This is a genomic window from Myceligenerans halotolerans (assembly GCF_054782975.1).
In genome coordinates, this window is record NZ_BAAGRL010000028.1 from 80,052 (window position 1) to 95,875 (window position 15,824).

Genomic DNA, 15,824 nt, shown 5'->3' on the forward strand with positions numbered 1-15,824 from the left:
GCGCTGAAGGGTAGTCCTCGGCCGTGGGCCGTTCAACGGGGGGTCAGCGTGTACTTGGTCTGGAGGTACTCGTGGATCCCCTCGGCGCCGCCCTCGCGGCCGAGGCCGGACATCTTCCAGCCGCCGAACGGCGCCGCGGCGTTGGAGACGACCCCCACGTTGAGCCCCATCATCCCGGTCTCGAGCCGCTCGATCATCCGCTGGCCTCGTGCGAGGCTCTCGGTGTAGACGTACGAGACGAGTCCGTACTCGGTGTCGTTGGCCAGGGCGACGGCCTCGTCCTCGGTGTCGAACGTGGTGATCGCGAGCACCGGGCCGAAGATCTCCTCGGTCAGGATGTCACTCCCGGGGACGACGCCGGTCAGGACCGTCGGTTCGAAGAAGGTGCCCGCCCCGTCGATGCGCGAGCCGCCGGTGGTGAGCCGTGCGCCGCGCCGCACCGCGTCGTCGACCAGCGACTCGGCCTTCGCGACGGCGTTCGCGTCCACCAGCGGGCCGATGGTCACGTCCGGCTCGGTCCCGCGGCCGATCACGAAGTCGCGCACCGCCGTGGTGACGCGGCCTGCGAACTCCTCGGCGACCGAGCTGTGCACGATGAACCGGTTGGCGGCGGTGCAGGCCTGCCCGATGTTGCGGAACTTCGCCGCGAGGGCGCCCTTGACCGCCTGGTCCAGGTCGGCGTCCCCGAAGATGACGAACGGGGCGTTGCCGCCCAGCTCCATGGAGGTGCGCAGGACGCCGGGCGCCGCCTGGGCCATCAGCTTGCGGCCCACGGGCGTCGACCCGGTGAAGGACAGCTTGCGCAGCCGCGGGTCGGCGATGATCGGGCCGGAGACCTCGCCCGAGCGGGAGGTCGTGATCACGTTGACCACGCCGTCGGGCAGGCCGGCCTCCTGCAGCAGCTGCGCCAGGTACAGGGTGGTGAGCGGCGTCAGCGCCGCCGGCTTGACCACGACCGTGCAGCCCGCCGCCAGGGCGGGCGCGATCTTGCGCGTGGCCATGGCCAGCGGGAAGTTCCAGGGGGTGATGAGGAGGCAGGGTCCGACGGCGTGCTGGCTGACGATCATGCGTCCGGTGCCCTCGGGGTTGGGCCCGTAGCGGCCGGTGACCCGCACGGCCTCCTCGGAGAACCAGCGCAGGAACTCGCCGCCGTACGTCACCTCGCCGCGCGACTCCGCGAGCGGCTTGCCCATCTCCAGGGTCATCAGCAGGGCGACGTCATCCTGGCGTTCCCGCAGCAGGTCGAAGGTGCGGCGGAGGATCTCGCCGCGTTCGCGCGCGGGTGTCGCGGCCCAGCCGGCCGCGGCGTCGACGGCGGCGTCGAGCGCGGCCGCGCCGTCCTCCGCGCCGGCGTCGGCGATGGTCCTGATGGTCTCGCCGGTCGACGGGTCCTCGACCGGGAGCGTGGCGCCGCCGGCGGCGGGACGCCACCGGCCGCCGATGAGCAGCCCGTCGGGGACGGAGGCGAGCAGGTCGGATTCACGGGTGTCGGTCATGGCGTCTCCTCGATGAGTGCGGTGTCCGCCGGCGGCCTTGCTGCGTTTCCCGCAAATCGTATACTATCTGAGATACGAAGTGCGAGCAGATCGAGGCAGACCGGCAAGGGAGCTCATGGGTACCGAAGCACACGCCGCCGGGGCGGGGCCGCTCGAGCGGCGGCCGGGCAAGATCGTCGCCGTCCACATCGCCTATGTCTCGCGCGCCGACCAGCGCGGGCGGCGCCCGGCGGCGCCGTCGTACTTCCTGAAACCGGCCAGCTCGCTCGCCGCCACGGGCGGCGTCGCCGAGCGGCCGGCGGGCACGGAGCTGCTCGCCTTCGAGGGGGAGGTGGCGCTGGTCATCGGCGAGCCGGCCCGCCACGTGCCCGTGGAGCGGGCGTGGGACCACGTCGCCGCCGTGACTGCCGCGAACGACCTCGGCGTGTACGACCTGCGGTGGGCGGACAAGGGCTCGAACGTGCGCTCCAAGGGCCGCGACGGCTACACGCCGCTCGGTCCCGCCCTCATCGACGCCCGGGCGGTCGACCCGGCCGGGCTGCGCGTGCGCACCTGGGTCAACGGCGAGCTCGTGCAGGAGGACACCACCGGAGCCGACGCGCTGCTGTTCCCGTTCGCGCAGATCGTCGCCGACCTCTCCCAGCACCTCACGCTCGAACGGGGCGACGTCGTCCTCACCGGCACGCCCGCCGGGTCGAGCGTCGTGGTGCCGGGCGACGTCGTCGAGGTGGAGGTGGACGCCCCGACGGCACCCGGGGCTCCGACGTCGGGCCGCCTGGTGACCACCGTGGTGCAGGGCGACGTGCCGTTCGGCGACGTCGGCGCCGGCCCGAAGATCGACGACACGCAGCGCGCCGAGGCGTGGGGCAGCCGCGAGGCGGCGGGCCTCGCCGCCGAGCCCGATCCGTTCGTGCTCACCGACGAGCTCGCCGGCAAGCTGCGGCGCGCGCCGGTCGCCGGGCTCTCGGCCCAGCTGCGCAAGCGCGGTCTGAACAACGTGATCATCGAGGGCGTGCGGCCGAACGCGCCGGGCGCGACGATCGTGGGCCGCGCGCGGACGCTGCGCTTCGTGCCGAACCGCGAGGACCTGTTCGCCGCGCACGGCGGGGGGTACAACGCGCAGAAGCGCACGTTCGACGCCGTCGGCCCGGGTGAGGTCGTCGTCATCGAGGCGCGCGGCGAGACCGGTTCGGCGACCCTCGGCGACGTCCTCGCCCTGCGCGCGAAGGTGCGCGGTGCCGCGGGTGTCGTGACAGACGGTGGCGTGCGCGACTTCGACGCCGTGGCCGCGACCGGGCTCGCCGTCTTCTCCAAGGGCGCCCATCCCGCGGTGCTCGGCCGCCGGCACGTGCCGTGGGACACCGACGTCGCCGTCGCCTGCGGTGGCGCGACGGTGCTCCCGGGTGACGTCGTCGTGGGCGACGCGGACGGCGTCGTCGTCGTCCCGCCGCACCTGGCCGAGGAGGTCGCCGACGCGACCCTCGCCCAGGAGGACCAGGACGCCTGGGTGGCCGAGCAGGTCGCCGCGGGCCACCCGATCGACGGGCTGTTCCCCCCGAACGCCGAGTGGCAGGCGCGCTACGAGTCATCGAAGGCCCAGACGCGGAGGGAGTCGCGATGACGACCGAGGACGTGACGACGCCGGTCGTCGAGGCAGCCTTCGCCGGCGCGCTCAGCAAGTCCCAGCTCGCGTACGACTACCTGCGCGACCGCATCGCGCTGCACGAGCTCAGCCCGGGCTATCGCCTCGTGCTGCGCAACATCGCCGACGAGCTCGCGATGAGCGTCGTCCCCGTGCGCGAGGCGATCCGGCGGCTGGAGGCCGAAGGCCTGGTGACGTACGAGCGCAACGTCGGCGCGCGGGTCGCGATGGTCGACGAGCAGGGGTACGCCGACGCCATGCAGGCACTCGGCGTGGTCGAGGGCGCGGCGACCGGGCTCTCGGCGCCCCGCATCTCCGCCGCAGACCTCGAGCGGGCGGCGGAGGTGAACGCGCACCTGCGCTCGCTGCTCGACCACTTCGACCCGCACGCGTTCACCGCCCTGAACCGGCAGTTCCACTCGGTGCTGTTCGAGTCGTGCCCCAACCCGATGCTGCTCGACATGGTCCACCGCGGCTGGGCCCGGCTGTCCGGGCTGCGGGACTCCACGTTCGCCTTCGTCCCCGGCCGGGCGCACGACTCGGTGGCGGAGCACGCCCACATCCTCGACCTGATCGCCGCCCGCGCCGACCCGCTCGAGATCGAGATCGCCGCCCGCAACCACCGCTGGGCGACCATGCAGGCCTTCCTGGACACCCGACACACGGAGACACGATGACCGACCAGACGACCCGCCGGGTGCCCGCCGAGCTGCCCGGCCGCATCCAGCACTACATCGGCGGCAAGCTCGCCGACTCGGTCGGCGGCGACACGTTCGAGGTGCTGGACCCGGTGACGAACCGGGCCTACGTGCGGGCGGCGGCCGGAAAGGCCGCCGACGTCGACCGCGCCGTCGCCGCGGCACGCGAGGCGTTCACCGAGGGTCCGTGGCCCCGGCTGCTGCCGCGCGAGCGCTCGCGGGTGCTGCACCGGATCGCGGACCTCGTCGAGTCCCGCGACGCCCGGCTCGCGGAGCTGGAGAGCTTCGACTCCGGGCTGCCGATCACGCAGGCGCTGGGGCAGGCGCGCCGGGCCGCGGAGAATTTCCGGTTCTTCGCGGACCTGGTCGTGGCGCAGGCCGACGACACGTACAAGGTGCCCGGGCGCCAGATCAACTACGTCAACCGCAAGCCGATCGGTGTCGCCGGGCTCATCACGCCGTGGAACACGCCGTTCATGCTGGAGTCGTGGAAGCTCGCGCCGGCGCTGGCGACCGGCAACACGGTGGTGCTCAAGCCGGCGGAGTTCACGCCGCTGTCGGCGTCGCTGTGGGCGGGGATCTTCGAGGAGGCCGGGCTGCCCGACGGCGTGTTCAACCTGGTCAACGGCCTCGGGGAGGACGCGGGGGACGCGCTGGTCAAGCATCCTGATGTCCCGCTGATCTCGTTCACGGGCGAGAGCCGCACCGGGCAGATCATCTTCGCCAACGCCGCGCCGTACCTCAAGGGCCTGTCGATGGAGCTGGGTGGCAAGTCCCCGGCCGTCGTCTTCGCCGACGCCGACCTGGACGCCGCGGTCGACGCGACGATCTTCGGCGTCTTCTCCCTCAACGGCGAGCGCTGCACGGCCGGGAGCCGCATCCTCGTGGAGCGCGCCGTGTACGACGAGTTCGTCGAGCGGTACGCGGCGCAGGCTGCGCGGGTGGTGGTGGGGGACCCGGCGGACCCGGCCACGGAGGTCGGGGCGCTGGTGCATCCCGAGCACTACGACAAGGTGATGTCGTACATCGAGATCGGCAGGACCGAGGGCCGGCTCGTCGCGGGCGGCGGGCGCCCGGACGGCTTCGAGACCGGCAACTACGTGGCCCCGACGGTCTTCGCGGACGTCGCGCCGTCGGCCCGGATCTTCACCGAGGAGATCTTCGGCCCGGTCGTGGCGATCACGCCGTTCGACACCGAGGCCGAGGCGCTCGAGCTGGCCAACGGCGTGAAGTACGGCCTGGCCGCCTACGTGTGGACCAACGACCTCAAGCGCGCGCACAACTTCTCCCAGGCGGTCGAGGCAGGCATGGTCTGGCTCAACTCGAACAACGTGCGGGACCTGCGCACCCCGTTCGGTGGGGTCAAGGCCTCGGGCCTGGGCCACGAGGGCGGCTACCGCTCGATCGACTTCTACACCGACCAGCAGGCCGTGCACATCACGCTCGGCGAGGTGCACAACCCCACCTTCGGCAAGCACTGACCGGCCCCGCACCAGCAAGGACGCTGACATGACCGACAGGAACGACCGCACCCTGACCTCCTCGGGCTTCTACGTCTCCCAGGAGGCCCCGATCCGCTCCGCGAACCCGGTCGCGACGCCGCGGTCCGCACCCCCGGACATCCTGCGCTGCGCGTACATGGAGCTCGTCGTCACGGACCTCGCGGCCTCCCGCGAGTTCTACGTGGATGTCCTCGGCCTGTACGTCACCGAGGAGGACGACCGGAGCGTCTACCTGCGCTCGACCGAGGAGTTCATCCACCACAACCTGGTGCTGCGCCAGGGCGACGTCGCCGCCGTAGCCGCGTTCTCCTACCGCGTGCGCACGCCGGAGGACCTCGACAAGGCCGTCGCCTTCTACGGCGAGCTCGGCTGCGACGTGCGCCGCGCCCCGGACGGTTTCACCGAGGGCATCGGCGAGTCGGTGCGCGTGATCGACCCGCTCGGGTTCCCGTACGAGTTCTTCCACGCCACTCAGCACGTCGAGCGGCTGTCGTGGCGGTACGACCTGCACACCCCCGGCGAACTGGTGCGCCTGGACCACTTCAACCAGGTGACCCCGGACGTGCCGCGGGCCGTGAAGTTCATGCAGGACCTGGGGTTCCGCGTCACCGAGGACATCCAGGACGAGGAGGGCACGGTGTACGCGGCATGGATGCGCCGCAAGCCCACCGTGCACGACACAGCGATGACCGGCGGCGACGGCCCGCGCATGCACCACGTGGCGTTCGCGACCCACGAGAAGCACAACATCCTGGCGATCTGCGACAAGCTCGGCGCGCTGCGCCGCTCCGACTGCATCGAGCGCGGGCCGGGCCGCCACGGTGTGTCGAACGCGTTCTACCTGTACCTGCGCGATCCTGACGGGCACCGCGTGGAGATCTACACGCAGGACTATTACACGGGCGACCCCGACAACCCGGTGGTCACGTGGGACGTGCACGACAACCAGCGCCGCGACTGGTGGGGCAACCCCGTGGTGCCGTCCTGGTACACGGAGGCGTCGCTCGTGCTGGACCTGGACGGCAACCCGCAGCCCGTCGTCGCGCGCACGGACGCGTCGGAGATGGCCGTGACCATCGGCGCCGACGGGTTCTCGTACACCCGGCCGGAGGAGGCCACGGAGTACAAGCTGGGACACCAGCTCTGATGCTCAGCCACGACACCGTCGCGGCCATCGCCGCGGAGCTCGCCGAGGCCGACCGCGCGCACGCCGTGATCCCGCGGATCACCGCGCGCTACCCCGAGGCGACGATCGAGGACTCGTACGCGATCCAGGGCGTCTGGCGCGACCGGATGCTCGCGTCCGGCCGGCGCCTGGTGGGCCGCAAGATCGGGCTCACGTCCAAGGCGATGCAGCAGGCCACCGGCATCGACGAACCCGACTACGGGGTGATGTTCGACGACACGGTGTACACCAGCGGCGACGAGATCCCGGTCGACCTGTTCTCGAACGTGCGCATCGAGGTCGAGCTCGCCTTCGTCCTGGCCGCGCCCCTGGCGGGCCCGGACTGCACGCTCGAGGACGTGCTCGCCGCGACCGACCACGTGGTCCCGGCGCTCGAGGTGCTCAACTCGCACATCGAGCTCGAGGGCCGCACGATCGTGGACACGATCAGCGACAACGCCGCCTACGGCGCCATGGTGCTCGGCGAGACCAGCAGGCACCCGGACGAGATCGACCTGCGCTGGGTGCCCGGGCTGCTGTACCGCAACGGCCAGATCGAGGAGACCGGCGTCGCCGCCGGCGTGCTCGACCACCCGGCGCGCGGCGTCGCCTGGCTCGCCAACAAGTTCCACCACCACGGCGCCCGGCTGGAGGCGGGCGAGATCATCCTCGCCGGATCCTTCACGCGGCCCCTGTGGGTCTCGCGCGGGGACGAGGTGCTGGCCGACTACGGACAGATGGGAACCATCACATGCCGATTCGTCTGACCCTCCCGCCCACGTTCCGCGACCGCATCGCCGGCTCCGCCCGGCCGCAGGTCGGGATGTGGGTGTGTACCGGCAGTCCGCTGGTCGCGGAGATCTGCGCCAGCGCCGGCCTGGACTGGCTCCTGATCGACGGCGAGCACTCGCCGATCGGCCTGGAGACCACCGCGGCGCTCCTCCAGGCGGTGGCGCCGTACCCGGTCACGCCGGTCGTGCGCGCGCCGTCGGGCGACACCGTCGTGCTCAAGCAGTTGCTCGACCTGGGCGCGCAGAACGTGCTGGTGCCCATGGTCGACACGGCCGAGCAGGCCCGCGCCGTCGTGCGGGCCGTGCGCTACCCGCCGCGCGGCGTGCGCGGGGTGGGCGGCGCGCTGTCGCGCGGCGCACGCTGGAGCCGCGTCGAGAACTACATGGCCGACGCCGACCGCCACGTCTCGCTGTTCGTGCAGATCGAGTCGGCCACCGCCGTCCAGAACGCCGCCGCGATCGCGGCGGTCGACGGGGTCGACGGCGTGTTCGTCGGCCCCAGCGACCTCGCGGCATCCATGGGGCTGCTGGGACAGCAGACGCACCCGGACGTGATCGCCGCGGTGCGCCGGACCTTCGAGGCCGTGCGCGCCGCCGGCAAGCCCGTCGGGGTCAACGCCTTCGACCCCGCCGTGGCCCGCGACCACCTGGCCGCGGGAGCGTCCTTCGTCCTCGTCGGTGCCGACGTGTCCCTGCTCGCCCGCGGGTCCGAAGCCCTCGCGGACACGTGGACCGGGGAGTAAGAGCTGTCGCACATTGATTCAGAATGAATCACGCGCTAGTGTTGGTGCGAAGGGGGTCGTCATTTCGAACGAAGCAGTGCACGTCGGCGCATCCGACCTGCGGTTCGCCTACGCCCTGTCACGGCTTGCGGATATCGAACGGACCCGTCGCATCTACCTGGCCGCGGAGTCCGGGATGCCGCAGCGTGAGATCGCGCAGGCGGTTCACATGTCGCAGGCGAGCGTTCACCGGGTGATCGCCCGTGCGCGAGTGCTTGGCGTGGAGCCATCTGTCGAGGAGATCGTGCTGCAGCGGCATGTCGAGCGGCTGAGTACCGAGGAGATGTTCGAGCGGCTCGCCGGCCTGAGTTCGTGGGTGCCGCGTGAGGTGGACCCGATCGACGGCGTGCTGCCCGGCGCCTCCGAGGAGGACGTCGAGTCGCTCCTGGCGGACGGGTTCCTCAGCGAGGCCGAGGCCGACCGGATCCTCGATGCCCATGAGTGACCTGCGATTCGGCACCTCCGAGCGGCCTTTGCGTGGCCGGTCGGCTGACGGCCTGGGAACGGAGGTCTTGCTTACGACGTCGTACCGCGGGGACGCACGGAGACTGCAGTGCCAGCCGTCGCTGGGATGCCCAGGGGATGCAGGGTTGGCGGGCAAGATCCCAGATGCCCTCATGGAGGTTGCTGGCGTACGGTTCGGGGCATGCGTGAGGTTGAGGTCAAGTTTCGTGTGCGGGATGCCGAGTCGTTGCTGTTGGCGCTGAAGGAGCGTGGCGTCGATCTGGACGGTGGGGTGTTCCAGGACGATCAGGCGTATGCCCCGGTGGGCTGGTCGTATGGCGATGACAAGGGCGGGGTGTCGTTCGTGCGGTTGCGGACCGTGGATGGGCGGCACACGTTCACGCTGAAGCGTCCTGCGGAGAACGCGCTGTCGTGTGACGAGTTCGAATCGGTGGTGACGGACCGCGAGCAGATGCACGCGGCGATCTGCGCGATGGGCTTCGTTCCGACGGTGCGTATCGCCAAGACCCGCCGGACCGGGCGGGTCGGGGGCGTGGCGGTGTGTGTGGACGACGTCGAAGGTCTCGGCGCGTTCATCGAGCTGGAGCGCCTGGTGCCTGAGGATGTGGACGGCGAGGCGGTGCAGTGCGAACTTGCCGACTGGGTTGTCTCCTTGGGCATCGACGCGGAGCGCACGACCGAGACGTACGACTCGCTCGTGCGAGCCCAATCAATCTGAGAGGTCATTCGGAAACCCGTGGCGGCTGCGCGCGACCACGACGTTTCGGTTGATGGCTCCGCTCCCACGGGCCGAAACGTCGTGGTCGACGCCGGCCGCGAGGCCTTTCCGGATGACCTCTGACCCTCCCGGATGCCGGGATCGCAGGGCATCCAGGATGAGCCTGGCGACGTCGGTGGCCGGCTCGTCCCCCGCGGATGGTCCGCAAGGCTCTCGACGAGGACGTTGTCCACGGCCTCGCGCGTGCGGTCTTCGTCCGGCCAGAGGTGCGAGTAGGTGTCCAGGGTCTTGTCGTTTCAGGCAGATCTCCGACGGGCTAGTCGTTGTACCCGTAGAGTCCTTCTGGTCTCTTCTGCCCTTCCTCGCCATCAAGTTCGCCATCGTCCTCGTCCTCCCCGAGCGTCGAAGTCGAGGCATCCGAAGGAGAGGCAGGGTGTGGAGTCTGTGGCTTCTGACGCTGTCCGAGCAGATAGCCGACCACGAAGGTGACTGCGGCCAGGATGAGGGCGGCCAGGACGATGCTGACGTTCACCATGAGACAGTGTCACCACTCTTCCTGGGGGCCGACCCATGCGGCGAATCGGGCGAGTGATTCGTTGCTGCGGCGGTGGGTGCGCACCAGGATACCGGTCACCTCTCGGGTCGTGGGGTGGTGCCTTGTCTGCTGGGGTGCGGCCTTGCGCGCGTTCATGAGGCTGTTGAGTGCCTTCTCGCGTTCCCCCTGCCAAAGGTACGCGCGAGCGAGGTCCATGTGATGGTGTCCGACACGGGTCGGGAACCGGGAAGTCACGGACTCGGACATGGGAAGTTCGTCAGCCAGTGATAGTGCCAGGGCGCTGTCCTGAAATTCAAGGGCCACCACCACCCCGTGGATGACGACGTTTGACGGACCGAATGTCGACAAGTTCTTCCAGTCGCTATCCGTGTCTTCAGGTAGATGCGCCGCGATCTGCCGCGCTTCGGCGAGGTAGGCCATGGCGTCGTCGGACTTGCCGGCGCGGGCCGCCGAGTCGGCTGAGCGTAGGTAGAGCGAGCCTGTGGCACACAACAGGCGGGCGTCGTTGCTGGCAGTGTCTTCGATCGCGGCACGCGCTCGCTCCATCAGCCGCAGACCCATTCCATAGGAGCCGTAGCGAGCCAAGGAGATGGCTTGGTTCCATGCCCCGAATGCCTTCATGAGCGGGTCCTGTATCTGCTCCGCCACCCATTGGATGCGGTCACCCACGACGATCACCAGATCGTCGTAGCCGCACTTGAAAGCGGCCGAGCGCGCGCCGTACATCAGAGTCATCAGGACGTCTGCGATGACTGCACGCTCCTGCACGTCCGAGTTCCCGTGGAACGCGGTCAATGCCTCATGGATCAGTGCGGGTAGGCGTTCGACGACCTTCGTGTTCCGGTCGAGACGGCGCAACTCGTTGACCTGTCGGGCCTCGGCGACCAGGTCTGCGACAGGGCGGGGCGCGACTTCGAGGTCGGGCGGCAGATCCCAGAAAGCCAGCGCGGTCCGTAGGTCAGGGATGAGATCGTGGATGCGGTCGCGTCGCGGGCCCTCGGTGTCGTACGGCTGGCCAGTGATCGTTGCGATCTCTACGTGCAAAGCACGGGCGACGGCCGTGGCGACGGTCTGGGTGACGTCGCGCTCTCCCGACTCGATCTTCCGCATCAACGAGTAGCTGATCTTGGCCTCTTGGGCGACCGCGATCTGTGTGATGTCACGCGCCTCGCGGAGATGCTTGATCCGCTTACCGATCAGTTCGTCGTCCATCGGGTGTCCCAACGCTAGTGGGGGCGGGCGGAGATTCCCTACCCTACGCCCCGTCGGCGTAGGTGAACATGCCCCACGACATGGAATACCACGTCAGCACGTACCTCGACCGCCACACTTTGTGGCGCTACACCCTTGTGTCGCCACACTTGTGTGGCGCTACAAGAATGTGGCGCTCAAATGAATTGACGCTTGTCAAGGTAGATCACGGCGGCAAGGAAGGTTCTGTCGCCGGAAAGTTTTCGAACTCGATCTACCGGAGCACGACATGACGAGAATCCCACAGGAATCCACGCCCCAGAAACCCCCTACGACCCACCGCCCGGTGAAGGCAGCGTTCCTTGAACTTGACGGCACGCTTGTGCGTGAAGGGGAAGATGTCGTGCCGGAGCCGGCGCGTCGTGCGGTGGCAGCGGCGATCGCGAGGGGCATCAAGGTGGTGCCGTGCACGGGCCGGTCCGCGTTGAGTGTCTTGCCGATCGCTGAACTCCTGGGACTGGGCAAGGGCTCGGTCTTCATCGCCTCCAACGGCGCGGTCACCGCCGAACTGACCGGGAACCGGCGCCGTCCCTTCGAGATCGTGCGCAAGCGGGTGTTCGACCCGTGGGCCGCGCTCACGGTGGCCATGGCGGTGGCTCCGCAGGTCAGCATGGCTGTCGAGCAGGTCGGGGTCGGGTGGCGCGTCAACAAGCCGTTCGCTACGGGCCGGCTTAGCGGTCTGCAGCACGTCGTGGACGAGCGCGTGTTGTGGTCGGAGCACACCCCGCGCACTGTCGTGCACGCGCCCGGGATCGCCGCGTTCGCTCCGCAGATCGAGGGCGCGGGGTTCACCGTGACGCCGGCCGCCGATGACTGGCTCAACATTACGGCGCGTGGGCTGTCCAAGGCGGCCGAGGCCAACACGCTGCGCCACCAATGGGGCATCCACCCCGACGACACCGCAGCGATCGGTAGCGGCGCCAACGACGTCCGGCTGCTGCACCAGGTCCAGCATGGGTTCGCCATGGGCGGCGCGCCCCAGGCCGTGAAGGACGCCGCGGACTACATCACCGGCTCGATTGACCACCACGGAGCCGCAGCCGCACTGGACACCCTGACTATGTCCACCCGCGAGTCCGAGCCGCTGCCGACCCGAGCGGGGGCGGGTGAGCGATGAGCATCTTCGAGGGCGAGGAAGACTTCACCGCCGAGACAGCCCACGGCGCCAAGCGGCGCCCGCCACAGTGGCAGGTGGGTGACCGGGTACGGGTCGTGGACGGACCGCGCCTGCTGCTGGGTACGACCGGAGTGGTGGTCGAAGTCGACCTACCGGGAGCCTGGGCTATCCGGGTCCACATCGATCGCGGCGGGTTCGACCGGGCACTCCTGGCACCCCACGAGCTGGAGCCTGCGGACAGGGCGACGCCATGACGTGGGTCCTGATCGGGTACATCGTCCTGCTCGCCGTCCTGCTGGGCGCGCGGCACGCATCGCGGGTACGGCGGTGAGACCGGCATGCCGAATCACTCCCACGGCCACACGCTCGGCCGCTCACTCGCCTCTGGAAGGGGTGACCATGGCCTCGCACGCTGTCGCAGTCGGTTACGCCCGTGACGCCGCGCAGCTCGCCGTCGTGCAAAGCCACGCCCGCGACCACGGCTACCTGCTGGTGCATGTGGTAGAGGACCGTCGTGACACGGCCACGATCAGCCAGCTCACCCAACACGCCATGGACCAGAGCACCGAGGTGGTGATCCTGCCCGGCGACGCGCTCCTGTCGGCCGCGCGCAAGAAACTGGAGAAGGAACTCGCCGGCGTCGGCGCGGCGTGCGTTGTGCTCGGCGCGCCGAGTGCCCCGGTCCGTGGAGCGCTTGAACAGGTGATGCCACGCCGCGACTTCGACACCGCGCGCGGCAGACACTCCAAACACCCGGCGGAGCGACATCCCAGGTGATCCCCGAGAACTTGCGGCTGGGCGCGCGCCCCCGACGTTCCTGCACTGTCGCAGCAGCGCCTGGCCGTAGGCCCGCCACCCCCGGCGGGAGACGGTGGGTCGGGGCTCGCGCCCCGAGTCCCGACCCACCCCCAGAAGAGCCGTTGAAGCGCTGCCCGCGACCAGGGCAGATCCACTCGCAATGACGAAGACCTACGCCACCACATCGTGTGGCGTTGGACGTCCGGGGTTCCCCGGACGTACCCCGTTTGGAAGGAGAACTGTGTCCATGACTACCGACACCATCACCCCGGCCACCTCGGACGTCACGCTGGACGGCTGGGAGCTGTCGTTCGAGATCGTCGACGCGCCCGTCGCTGTGCCGACGGGCTGCGACTCGGGCGACGGCTGCGGCACGACCTGCGAATCGGCCTGCACCAGCGACTGACCAGGCACGACTGACCGCTGCACGGGCCGGCTCCTGCACCCCGGCCCGTGCAGCGCCGGCGAAACGAGCGACCCGGAAGGTGAGCACTGTGGCGCGACCCAGACTCTTGAAGCACATCGGCCCGATCGTCCTGCGCGCGGCCATCAGCCCGCAGACCGTCACGCCAGGCTGGTGGCCCCACACTGACGACCCGGCCTCCTGCCGGAACGTGGGGGTCTGTCTGAATAACGGCGCGTCAGGCCAAGCCTGACCCACCGCTATTCGGGCTCTGTCGCAATTCCGGTGGTCGCGGTCGGCGGGCGGCACCACGGCGACGCCACCCTGGGGCTGTCGGAGCAGGACCTGTCACGGGACGAGCGGTCGACCACCGGAAGTGCGACAGAGCCGCTATTCGGACAGACCCGTCGGACGGGTCTTTGTCTGGTGTCAGTGCTGTACGAGCTGGTTGACGCGCTGGTGTGAGACGCCGAGGATCTTGCCTACGTCGCGTTGGGCGATGCCCTTGTCGACGAGCTTGCGTGCCAGGGCTGCGGTCTTGGCCGATGCGTCGGCGTCGAGGCGCTTGGCTTCTGCGCGTTCGGCAGCAACGACATCAAGGACATCGCGGATCTTGATGCCGGCGACCGCGTCGATGGAGACGTTCACCGCGATGTCCTCGACAGGAACGTCGCGGGTGACGGCGATGAGTTCGCGTGCCATCTGTTCGACGTCGGCCAGGCGCCGGGCCTGGGTGAGGCCGTCGATTTCAGGGACGTGGACCATCCACCACCCGTCCTCGCGGGTGACGGTGGCCTGATAGGTGCTGGTCACTTGGTGCCCTCCTTGCTGTCCTTGATCGCCTTGAGGACCTTGCGGTAGACGCCCGGGCTGATCTGCCGATGCCCGTCCGGAACGGACACGCTCACGCCGCTCGGGTGCTTCCACTGGGTGTGGGAGCCGACCGTACGGCCGGGCGTGAAACCGGCGTCGCGAAGTTCCTTCAGGACCTTGCGTGTGGGTTGACTACTGACCATCAGGCTAGTCTATGAGCACTAGACGGATCAAGGAAAGCGTGACTAGACATTCGACGGGTCAACTCGCTCTGTTGGCTGTGCTCAACCGCACTACGAGCACGGCGATGCCCTCTCAGTCAGTCCTCACTCCTGAGCCACCCGGTCCAGGAATCTCTTCGATCGATCGGTCCGACGCCAGAACAGCCAGGGGTTCCGCATCCACTCGTAGCACGTTGTCTGCATCGCCGCGCAAAGTCTCGCCAGCTTCGGCCCGTCATGCTTAGAGAGCCCACGTGACTCCATCTCGGCCAAGGCATCCGCGAGGGCCTTGATCGTCAGTGCCAAGCCTCGGCTGCAACCGAACCGGGATCGGAAGCCATGAGCCTGCACCTCAAGCAGGGAGAGCACCAACGTCCGCACGGAGGTACCCAGCTCGCGTTCACGCACCCGAGGACCACTCTTCATCCGTCGCGCCGCATTGCCAGCATCCCACGCAGCAGCAGAGAGAGCCGCAACCGCACCATCGAGCTTGTTCCTGCGCCGGACTCGCGCATCCCACCAGAACGTCGCCAGCACCGTCACCGAGGCGGCGAGTACGCCACCAGCCCATCCATCGAGCCATCCACTCATGCGGCAAGGATCCCGGCCTCTGTGACCAGTGACAAGAGCACATACTGCGGACCTGCGCGAGACTCCTGCTGGAGCGGGCGCGAGGCCGAGACGTGGTCAGTCCATGGAAGGTCCACAAGATGTGCGGCGTCAGCCCGATCCGCCCGGCGCTGTCCAACGCAGAAACAGCGAGATTCCAGCGCTCGCAACGTGGCCAGTGCCCGCCGTCCCCCCCCAGATCCGACTTCGAGCTGTAGTCGGTGCCGATGACGTGGCGGTCGTGGCGCGAGTGGCGCCGCGCGAGCCGCTTCGGTCAGTCCGCACACGGTCCGCAAGATGCTCGCGAACCGCCGTCGGACGCCAATCATGCCATCGGCCGGGATCGCTGGAATTCCAACGTTCCCGGCCGAAGCCGCGTCCAGCCGTCCCCCTGCGTTTCCCCAGCAGCACCTACCCGGCGTATGGCCCGGCTCGTCCGCATTGATCGTTCTGCCCTCGGATGCGACGCGATCGTTGGATCGATCGGCATCGTCGCGGAGGACCGTTCAGTGTTCCGGTACCAGGCTCACTTGGAGTCTTGCGCCATCTGCGTCAAGGCGTTCAGTAGCGTTGCCGCCTCGGCCTCTGAGTTGTCGAGATGGTCACTGTAGACGCTGAGGCTGTAGTGACGGCCGTGCGCGCACATCTGCCCGAGGAGCATGTCGTCGGTGGTGGGAAACTCCTGGTGGACCGTTCGCGTCCCCCGCTCCGGATCGACCCTGGTCGTGACAGACGGGCCCTATCTGCCAGGCTTTCGTGAGACCCCGGTCTTCGTGAGTTCGTAGGCTGGGGGCAGG

General features: G+C 69.2%; 18 protein-coding genes. 12 read left to right on the plus strand and 6 right to left on the minus strand.

The window, feature by feature from the left end; all coding sequences use genetic code 11:
- Positions 1-32: 32 nt before the first annotated feature.
- Positions 33-1,496 (minus strand): NAD-dependent succinate-semialdehyde dehydrogenase, encoded by a 1,464-nt coding sequence (locus ACYVK5_RS18755; protein ID WP_460707480.1) that lies wholly within the window; start codon positions 1,494-1,496, stop codon positions 33-35.
- Between the two features lie 115 nt (positions 1,497-1,611).
- On the opposite strand from ACYVK5_RS18755, the gene ACYVK5_RS18760 reads away from it, so the two are divergent.
- The 8 genes from ACYVK5_RS18760 (at position 1,612) to ACYVK5_RS18795 (ending at position 9,259) form a co-directional block, all read left to right on the plus strand.
- Positions 1,612-3,117 (plus strand): fumarylacetoacetate hydrolase family protein, encoded by a 1,506-nt coding sequence (locus tag ACYVK5_RS18760; protein WP_460707481.1) that lies wholly within the window; start codon positions 1,612-1,614, stop codon positions 3,115-3,117.
- Positions 3,114-3,815: a GntR family transcriptional regulator gene (locus tag ACYVK5_RS18765; protein WP_460707482.1), complete on the plus strand. Its 702-nt coding sequence runs from the start codon at positions 3,114-3,116 to the stop codon at positions 3,813-3,815. Before ACYVK5_RS18760 ends, ACYVK5_RS18765 begins: the two co-directional genes overlap by 4 nt.
- On the plus strand, positions 3,812-5,317 hold the full coding sequence (hpaE, locus tag ACYVK5_RS18770; protein ID WP_460707483.1) for a 5-carboxymethyl-2-hydroxymuconate semialdehyde dehydrogenase: 1,506 nt from the start codon (positions 3,812-3,814) through the stop codon (positions 5,315-5,317). Before ACYVK5_RS18765 ends, hpaE begins: the two co-directional genes overlap by 4 nt.
- Positions 5,318-5,345: 28 nt before the next feature.
- Positions 5,346-6,485, plus strand: a complete 1,140-nt coding sequence (gene hpaD / locus ACYVK5_RS18775; protein ID WP_460707484.1) for a 3,4-dihydroxyphenylacetate 2,3-dioxygenase — start codon at positions 5,346-5,348, stop codon at positions 6,483-6,485.
- Positions 6,485-7,270 carry a fumarylacetoacetate hydrolase family protein gene (locus ACYVK5_RS18780; protein WP_460707485.1) on the plus strand — a complete coding sequence of 262 codons (786 nt, stop codon included), beginning with the start codon at positions 6,485-6,487 and terminating at the stop codon, positions 7,268-7,270. Before hpaD ends, ACYVK5_RS18780 begins: the two co-directional genes overlap by 1 nt.
- Complete coding sequence (locus ACYVK5_RS18785) at positions 7,255-8,037, plus strand: HpcH/HpaI aldolase family protein (RefSeq protein ID WP_460707487.1); 783 nt, start codon at positions 7,255-7,257, stop codon at positions 8,035-8,037. The genes ACYVK5_RS18780 and ACYVK5_RS18785 overlap by 16 nt, the downstream gene beginning before the upstream one ends.
- A gap of 76 nt (positions 8,038-8,113) precedes the next feature.
- On the plus strand, positions 8,114-8,521 hold the full coding sequence (locus ACYVK5_RS18790; RefSeq protein ID WP_460707488.1) for a hypothetical protein: 408 nt from the start codon (positions 8,114-8,116) through the stop codon (positions 8,519-8,521).
- 201 nt (positions 8,522-8,722) lie between these two features.
- Positions 8,723-9,259, plus strand: a complete 537-nt coding sequence (locus ACYVK5_RS18795) for a class IV adenylate cyclase (RefSeq protein WP_460707489.1) — start codon at positions 8,723-8,725, stop codon at positions 9,257-9,259.
- Between the two features lie 316 nt (positions 9,260-9,575).
- Here the strand turns inward: ACYVK5_RS18795 and ACYVK5_RS18800 are convergent, their stop codons facing one another.
- Positions 9,576-9,791, minus strand: a complete 216-nt coding sequence (locus ACYVK5_RS18800) for a hypothetical protein (RefSeq protein ID WP_460707490.1) — start codon at positions 9,789-9,791, stop codon at positions 9,576-9,578.
- Positions 9,792-9,803: 12 nt separating this feature from the next.
- On the minus strand, positions 9,804-11,027 hold the full coding sequence (locus ACYVK5_RS18805) for a helix-turn-helix domain-containing protein (RefSeq protein WP_460707491.1): 1,224 nt from the start codon (positions 11,025-11,027) through the stop codon (positions 9,804-9,806).
- A gap of 268 nt (positions 11,028-11,295) precedes the next feature.
- On the opposite strand from ACYVK5_RS18805, the gene ACYVK5_RS18810 reads away from it, so the two are divergent.
- The 4 genes from ACYVK5_RS18810 to fxlA all read left to right on the plus strand — a co-directional run bounded on the left by ACYVK5_RS18810 (position 11,296) and on the right by fxlA (position 13,387).
- Complete coding sequence (locus tag ACYVK5_RS18810; protein WP_460707492.1) at positions 11,296-12,183, plus strand: HAD family hydrolase; 888 nt, start codon at positions 11,296-11,298, stop codon at positions 12,181-12,183.
- Complete coding sequence (locus ACYVK5_RS18815) at positions 12,180-12,437, plus strand: KOW domain-containing RNA-binding protein (protein WP_460707493.1); 258 nt, start codon at positions 12,180-12,182, stop codon at positions 12,435-12,437. Before ACYVK5_RS18810 ends, ACYVK5_RS18815 begins: the two co-directional genes overlap by 4 nt.
- Before the next feature lie 145 nt (positions 12,438-12,582).
- On the plus strand, positions 12,583-12,960 hold the full coding sequence (locus tag ACYVK5_RS18820; RefSeq protein ID WP_460707494.1) for a hypothetical protein: 378 nt from the start codon (positions 12,583-12,585) through the stop codon (positions 12,958-12,960).
- A gap of 268 nt (positions 12,961-13,228) precedes the next feature.
- Positions 13,229-13,387 (plus strand): FxLD family lanthipeptide, encoded by a 159-nt coding sequence (fxlA, locus tag ACYVK5_RS18825; protein ID WP_460707495.1) that lies wholly within the window; start codon positions 13,229-13,231, stop codon positions 13,385-13,387.
- Positions 13,388-13,813: 426 nt separating this feature from the next.
- On the opposite strand, the gene ACYVK5_RS18830 is transcribed toward fxlA, so the two are convergent.
- The 3 genes from ACYVK5_RS18830 to ACYVK5_RS18840 all read right to left on the minus strand — a co-directional run bounded on the left by ACYVK5_RS18830 (position 13,814) and on the right by ACYVK5_RS18840 (position 15,009).
- Complete coding sequence (locus tag ACYVK5_RS18830; protein ID WP_460707496.1) at positions 13,814-14,197, minus strand: type II toxin-antitoxin system HicB family antitoxin; 384 nt, start codon at positions 14,195-14,197, stop codon at positions 13,814-13,816.
- Positions 14,194-14,400: a type II toxin-antitoxin system HicA family toxin gene (locus tag ACYVK5_RS18835; protein WP_460707497.1), complete on the minus strand. Its 207-nt coding sequence runs from the start codon at positions 14,398-14,400 to the stop codon at positions 14,194-14,196. The genes ACYVK5_RS18830 and ACYVK5_RS18835 overlap by 4 nt, the downstream gene beginning before the upstream one ends.
- A gap of 123 nt (positions 14,401-14,523) precedes the next feature.
- Entirely contained in the window at positions 14,524-15,009 is a 486-nt protein-coding gene (locus ACYVK5_RS18840; RefSeq protein WP_460707498.1) for a hypothetical protein, read from the minus strand.
- Positions 15,010-15,824: the final 815 nt, after the last annotated feature.

Excerpts from the sequence above, each read along its gene's own strand:
- ACYVK5_RS18755 (WP_460707480.1), bottom strand. The coding sequence starts at position 1,496 with ATGACCGACACCCGTGAATCCGACCTGCTCGCCTCCGTCCCCGACGGG.
- ACYVK5_RS18760 (WP_460707481.1), top strand. The coding sequence starts at position 1,612 with ATGGGTACCGAAGCACACGCCGCCGGGGCGGGGCCGCTCGAGCGGCGG.
- ACYVK5_RS18765 (WP_460707482.1), top strand. The coding sequence starts at position 3,114 with ATGACGACCGAGGACGTGACGACGCCGGTCGTCGAGGCAGCCTTCGCC.
- hpaE (WP_460707483.1), top strand. The coding sequence starts at position 3,812 with ATGACCGACCAGACGACCCGCCGGGTGCCCGCCGAGCTGCCCGGCCGC.
- hpaD (WP_460707484.1), top strand. The coding sequence starts at position 5,346 with ATGACCGACAGGAACGACCGCACCCTGACCTCCTCGGGCTTCTACGTC.
- ACYVK5_RS18780 (WP_460707485.1), top strand. The coding sequence starts at position 6,485 with ATGCTCAGCCACGACACCGTCGCGGCCATCGCCGCGGAGCTCGCCGAG.
- ACYVK5_RS18785 (WP_460707487.1), top strand. The coding sequence starts at position 7,255 with ATGCCGATTCGTCTGACCCTCCCGCCCACGTTCCGCGACCGCATCGCC.
- ACYVK5_RS18795 (WP_460707489.1), top strand. The coding sequence starts at position 8,723 with ATGCGTGAGGTTGAGGTCAAGTTTCGTGTGCGGGATGCCGAGTCGTTG.
- ACYVK5_RS18805 (WP_460707491.1), bottom strand. The coding sequence starts at position 11,027 with ATGGACGACGAACTGATCGGTAAGCGGATCAAGCATCTCCGCGAGGCG.
- ACYVK5_RS18810 (WP_460707492.1), top strand. The coding sequence starts at position 11,296 with ATGACGAGAATCCCACAGGAATCCACGCCCCAGAAACCCCCTACGACC.
- ACYVK5_RS18815 (WP_460707493.1), top strand. The coding sequence starts at position 12,180 with ATGAGCATCTTCGAGGGCGAGGAAGACTTCACCGCCGAGACAGCCCAC.
- ACYVK5_RS18820 (WP_460707494.1), top strand. The coding sequence starts at position 12,583 with ATGGCCTCGCACGCTGTCGCAGTCGGTTACGCCCGTGACGCCGCGCAG.
- fxlA (WP_460707495.1), top strand. The coding sequence starts at position 13,229 with ATGACTACCGACACCATCACCCCGGCCACCTCGGACGTCACGCTGGAC.
- ACYVK5_RS18835 (WP_460707497.1), bottom strand. The coding sequence starts at position 14,400 with ATGGTCAGTAGTCAACCCACACGCAAGGTCCTGAAGGAACTTCGCGAC.
- ACYVK5_RS18840 (WP_460707498.1), bottom strand. The coding sequence starts at position 15,009 with ATGAGTGGATGGCTCGATGGATGGGCTGGTGGCGTACTCGCCGCCTCG.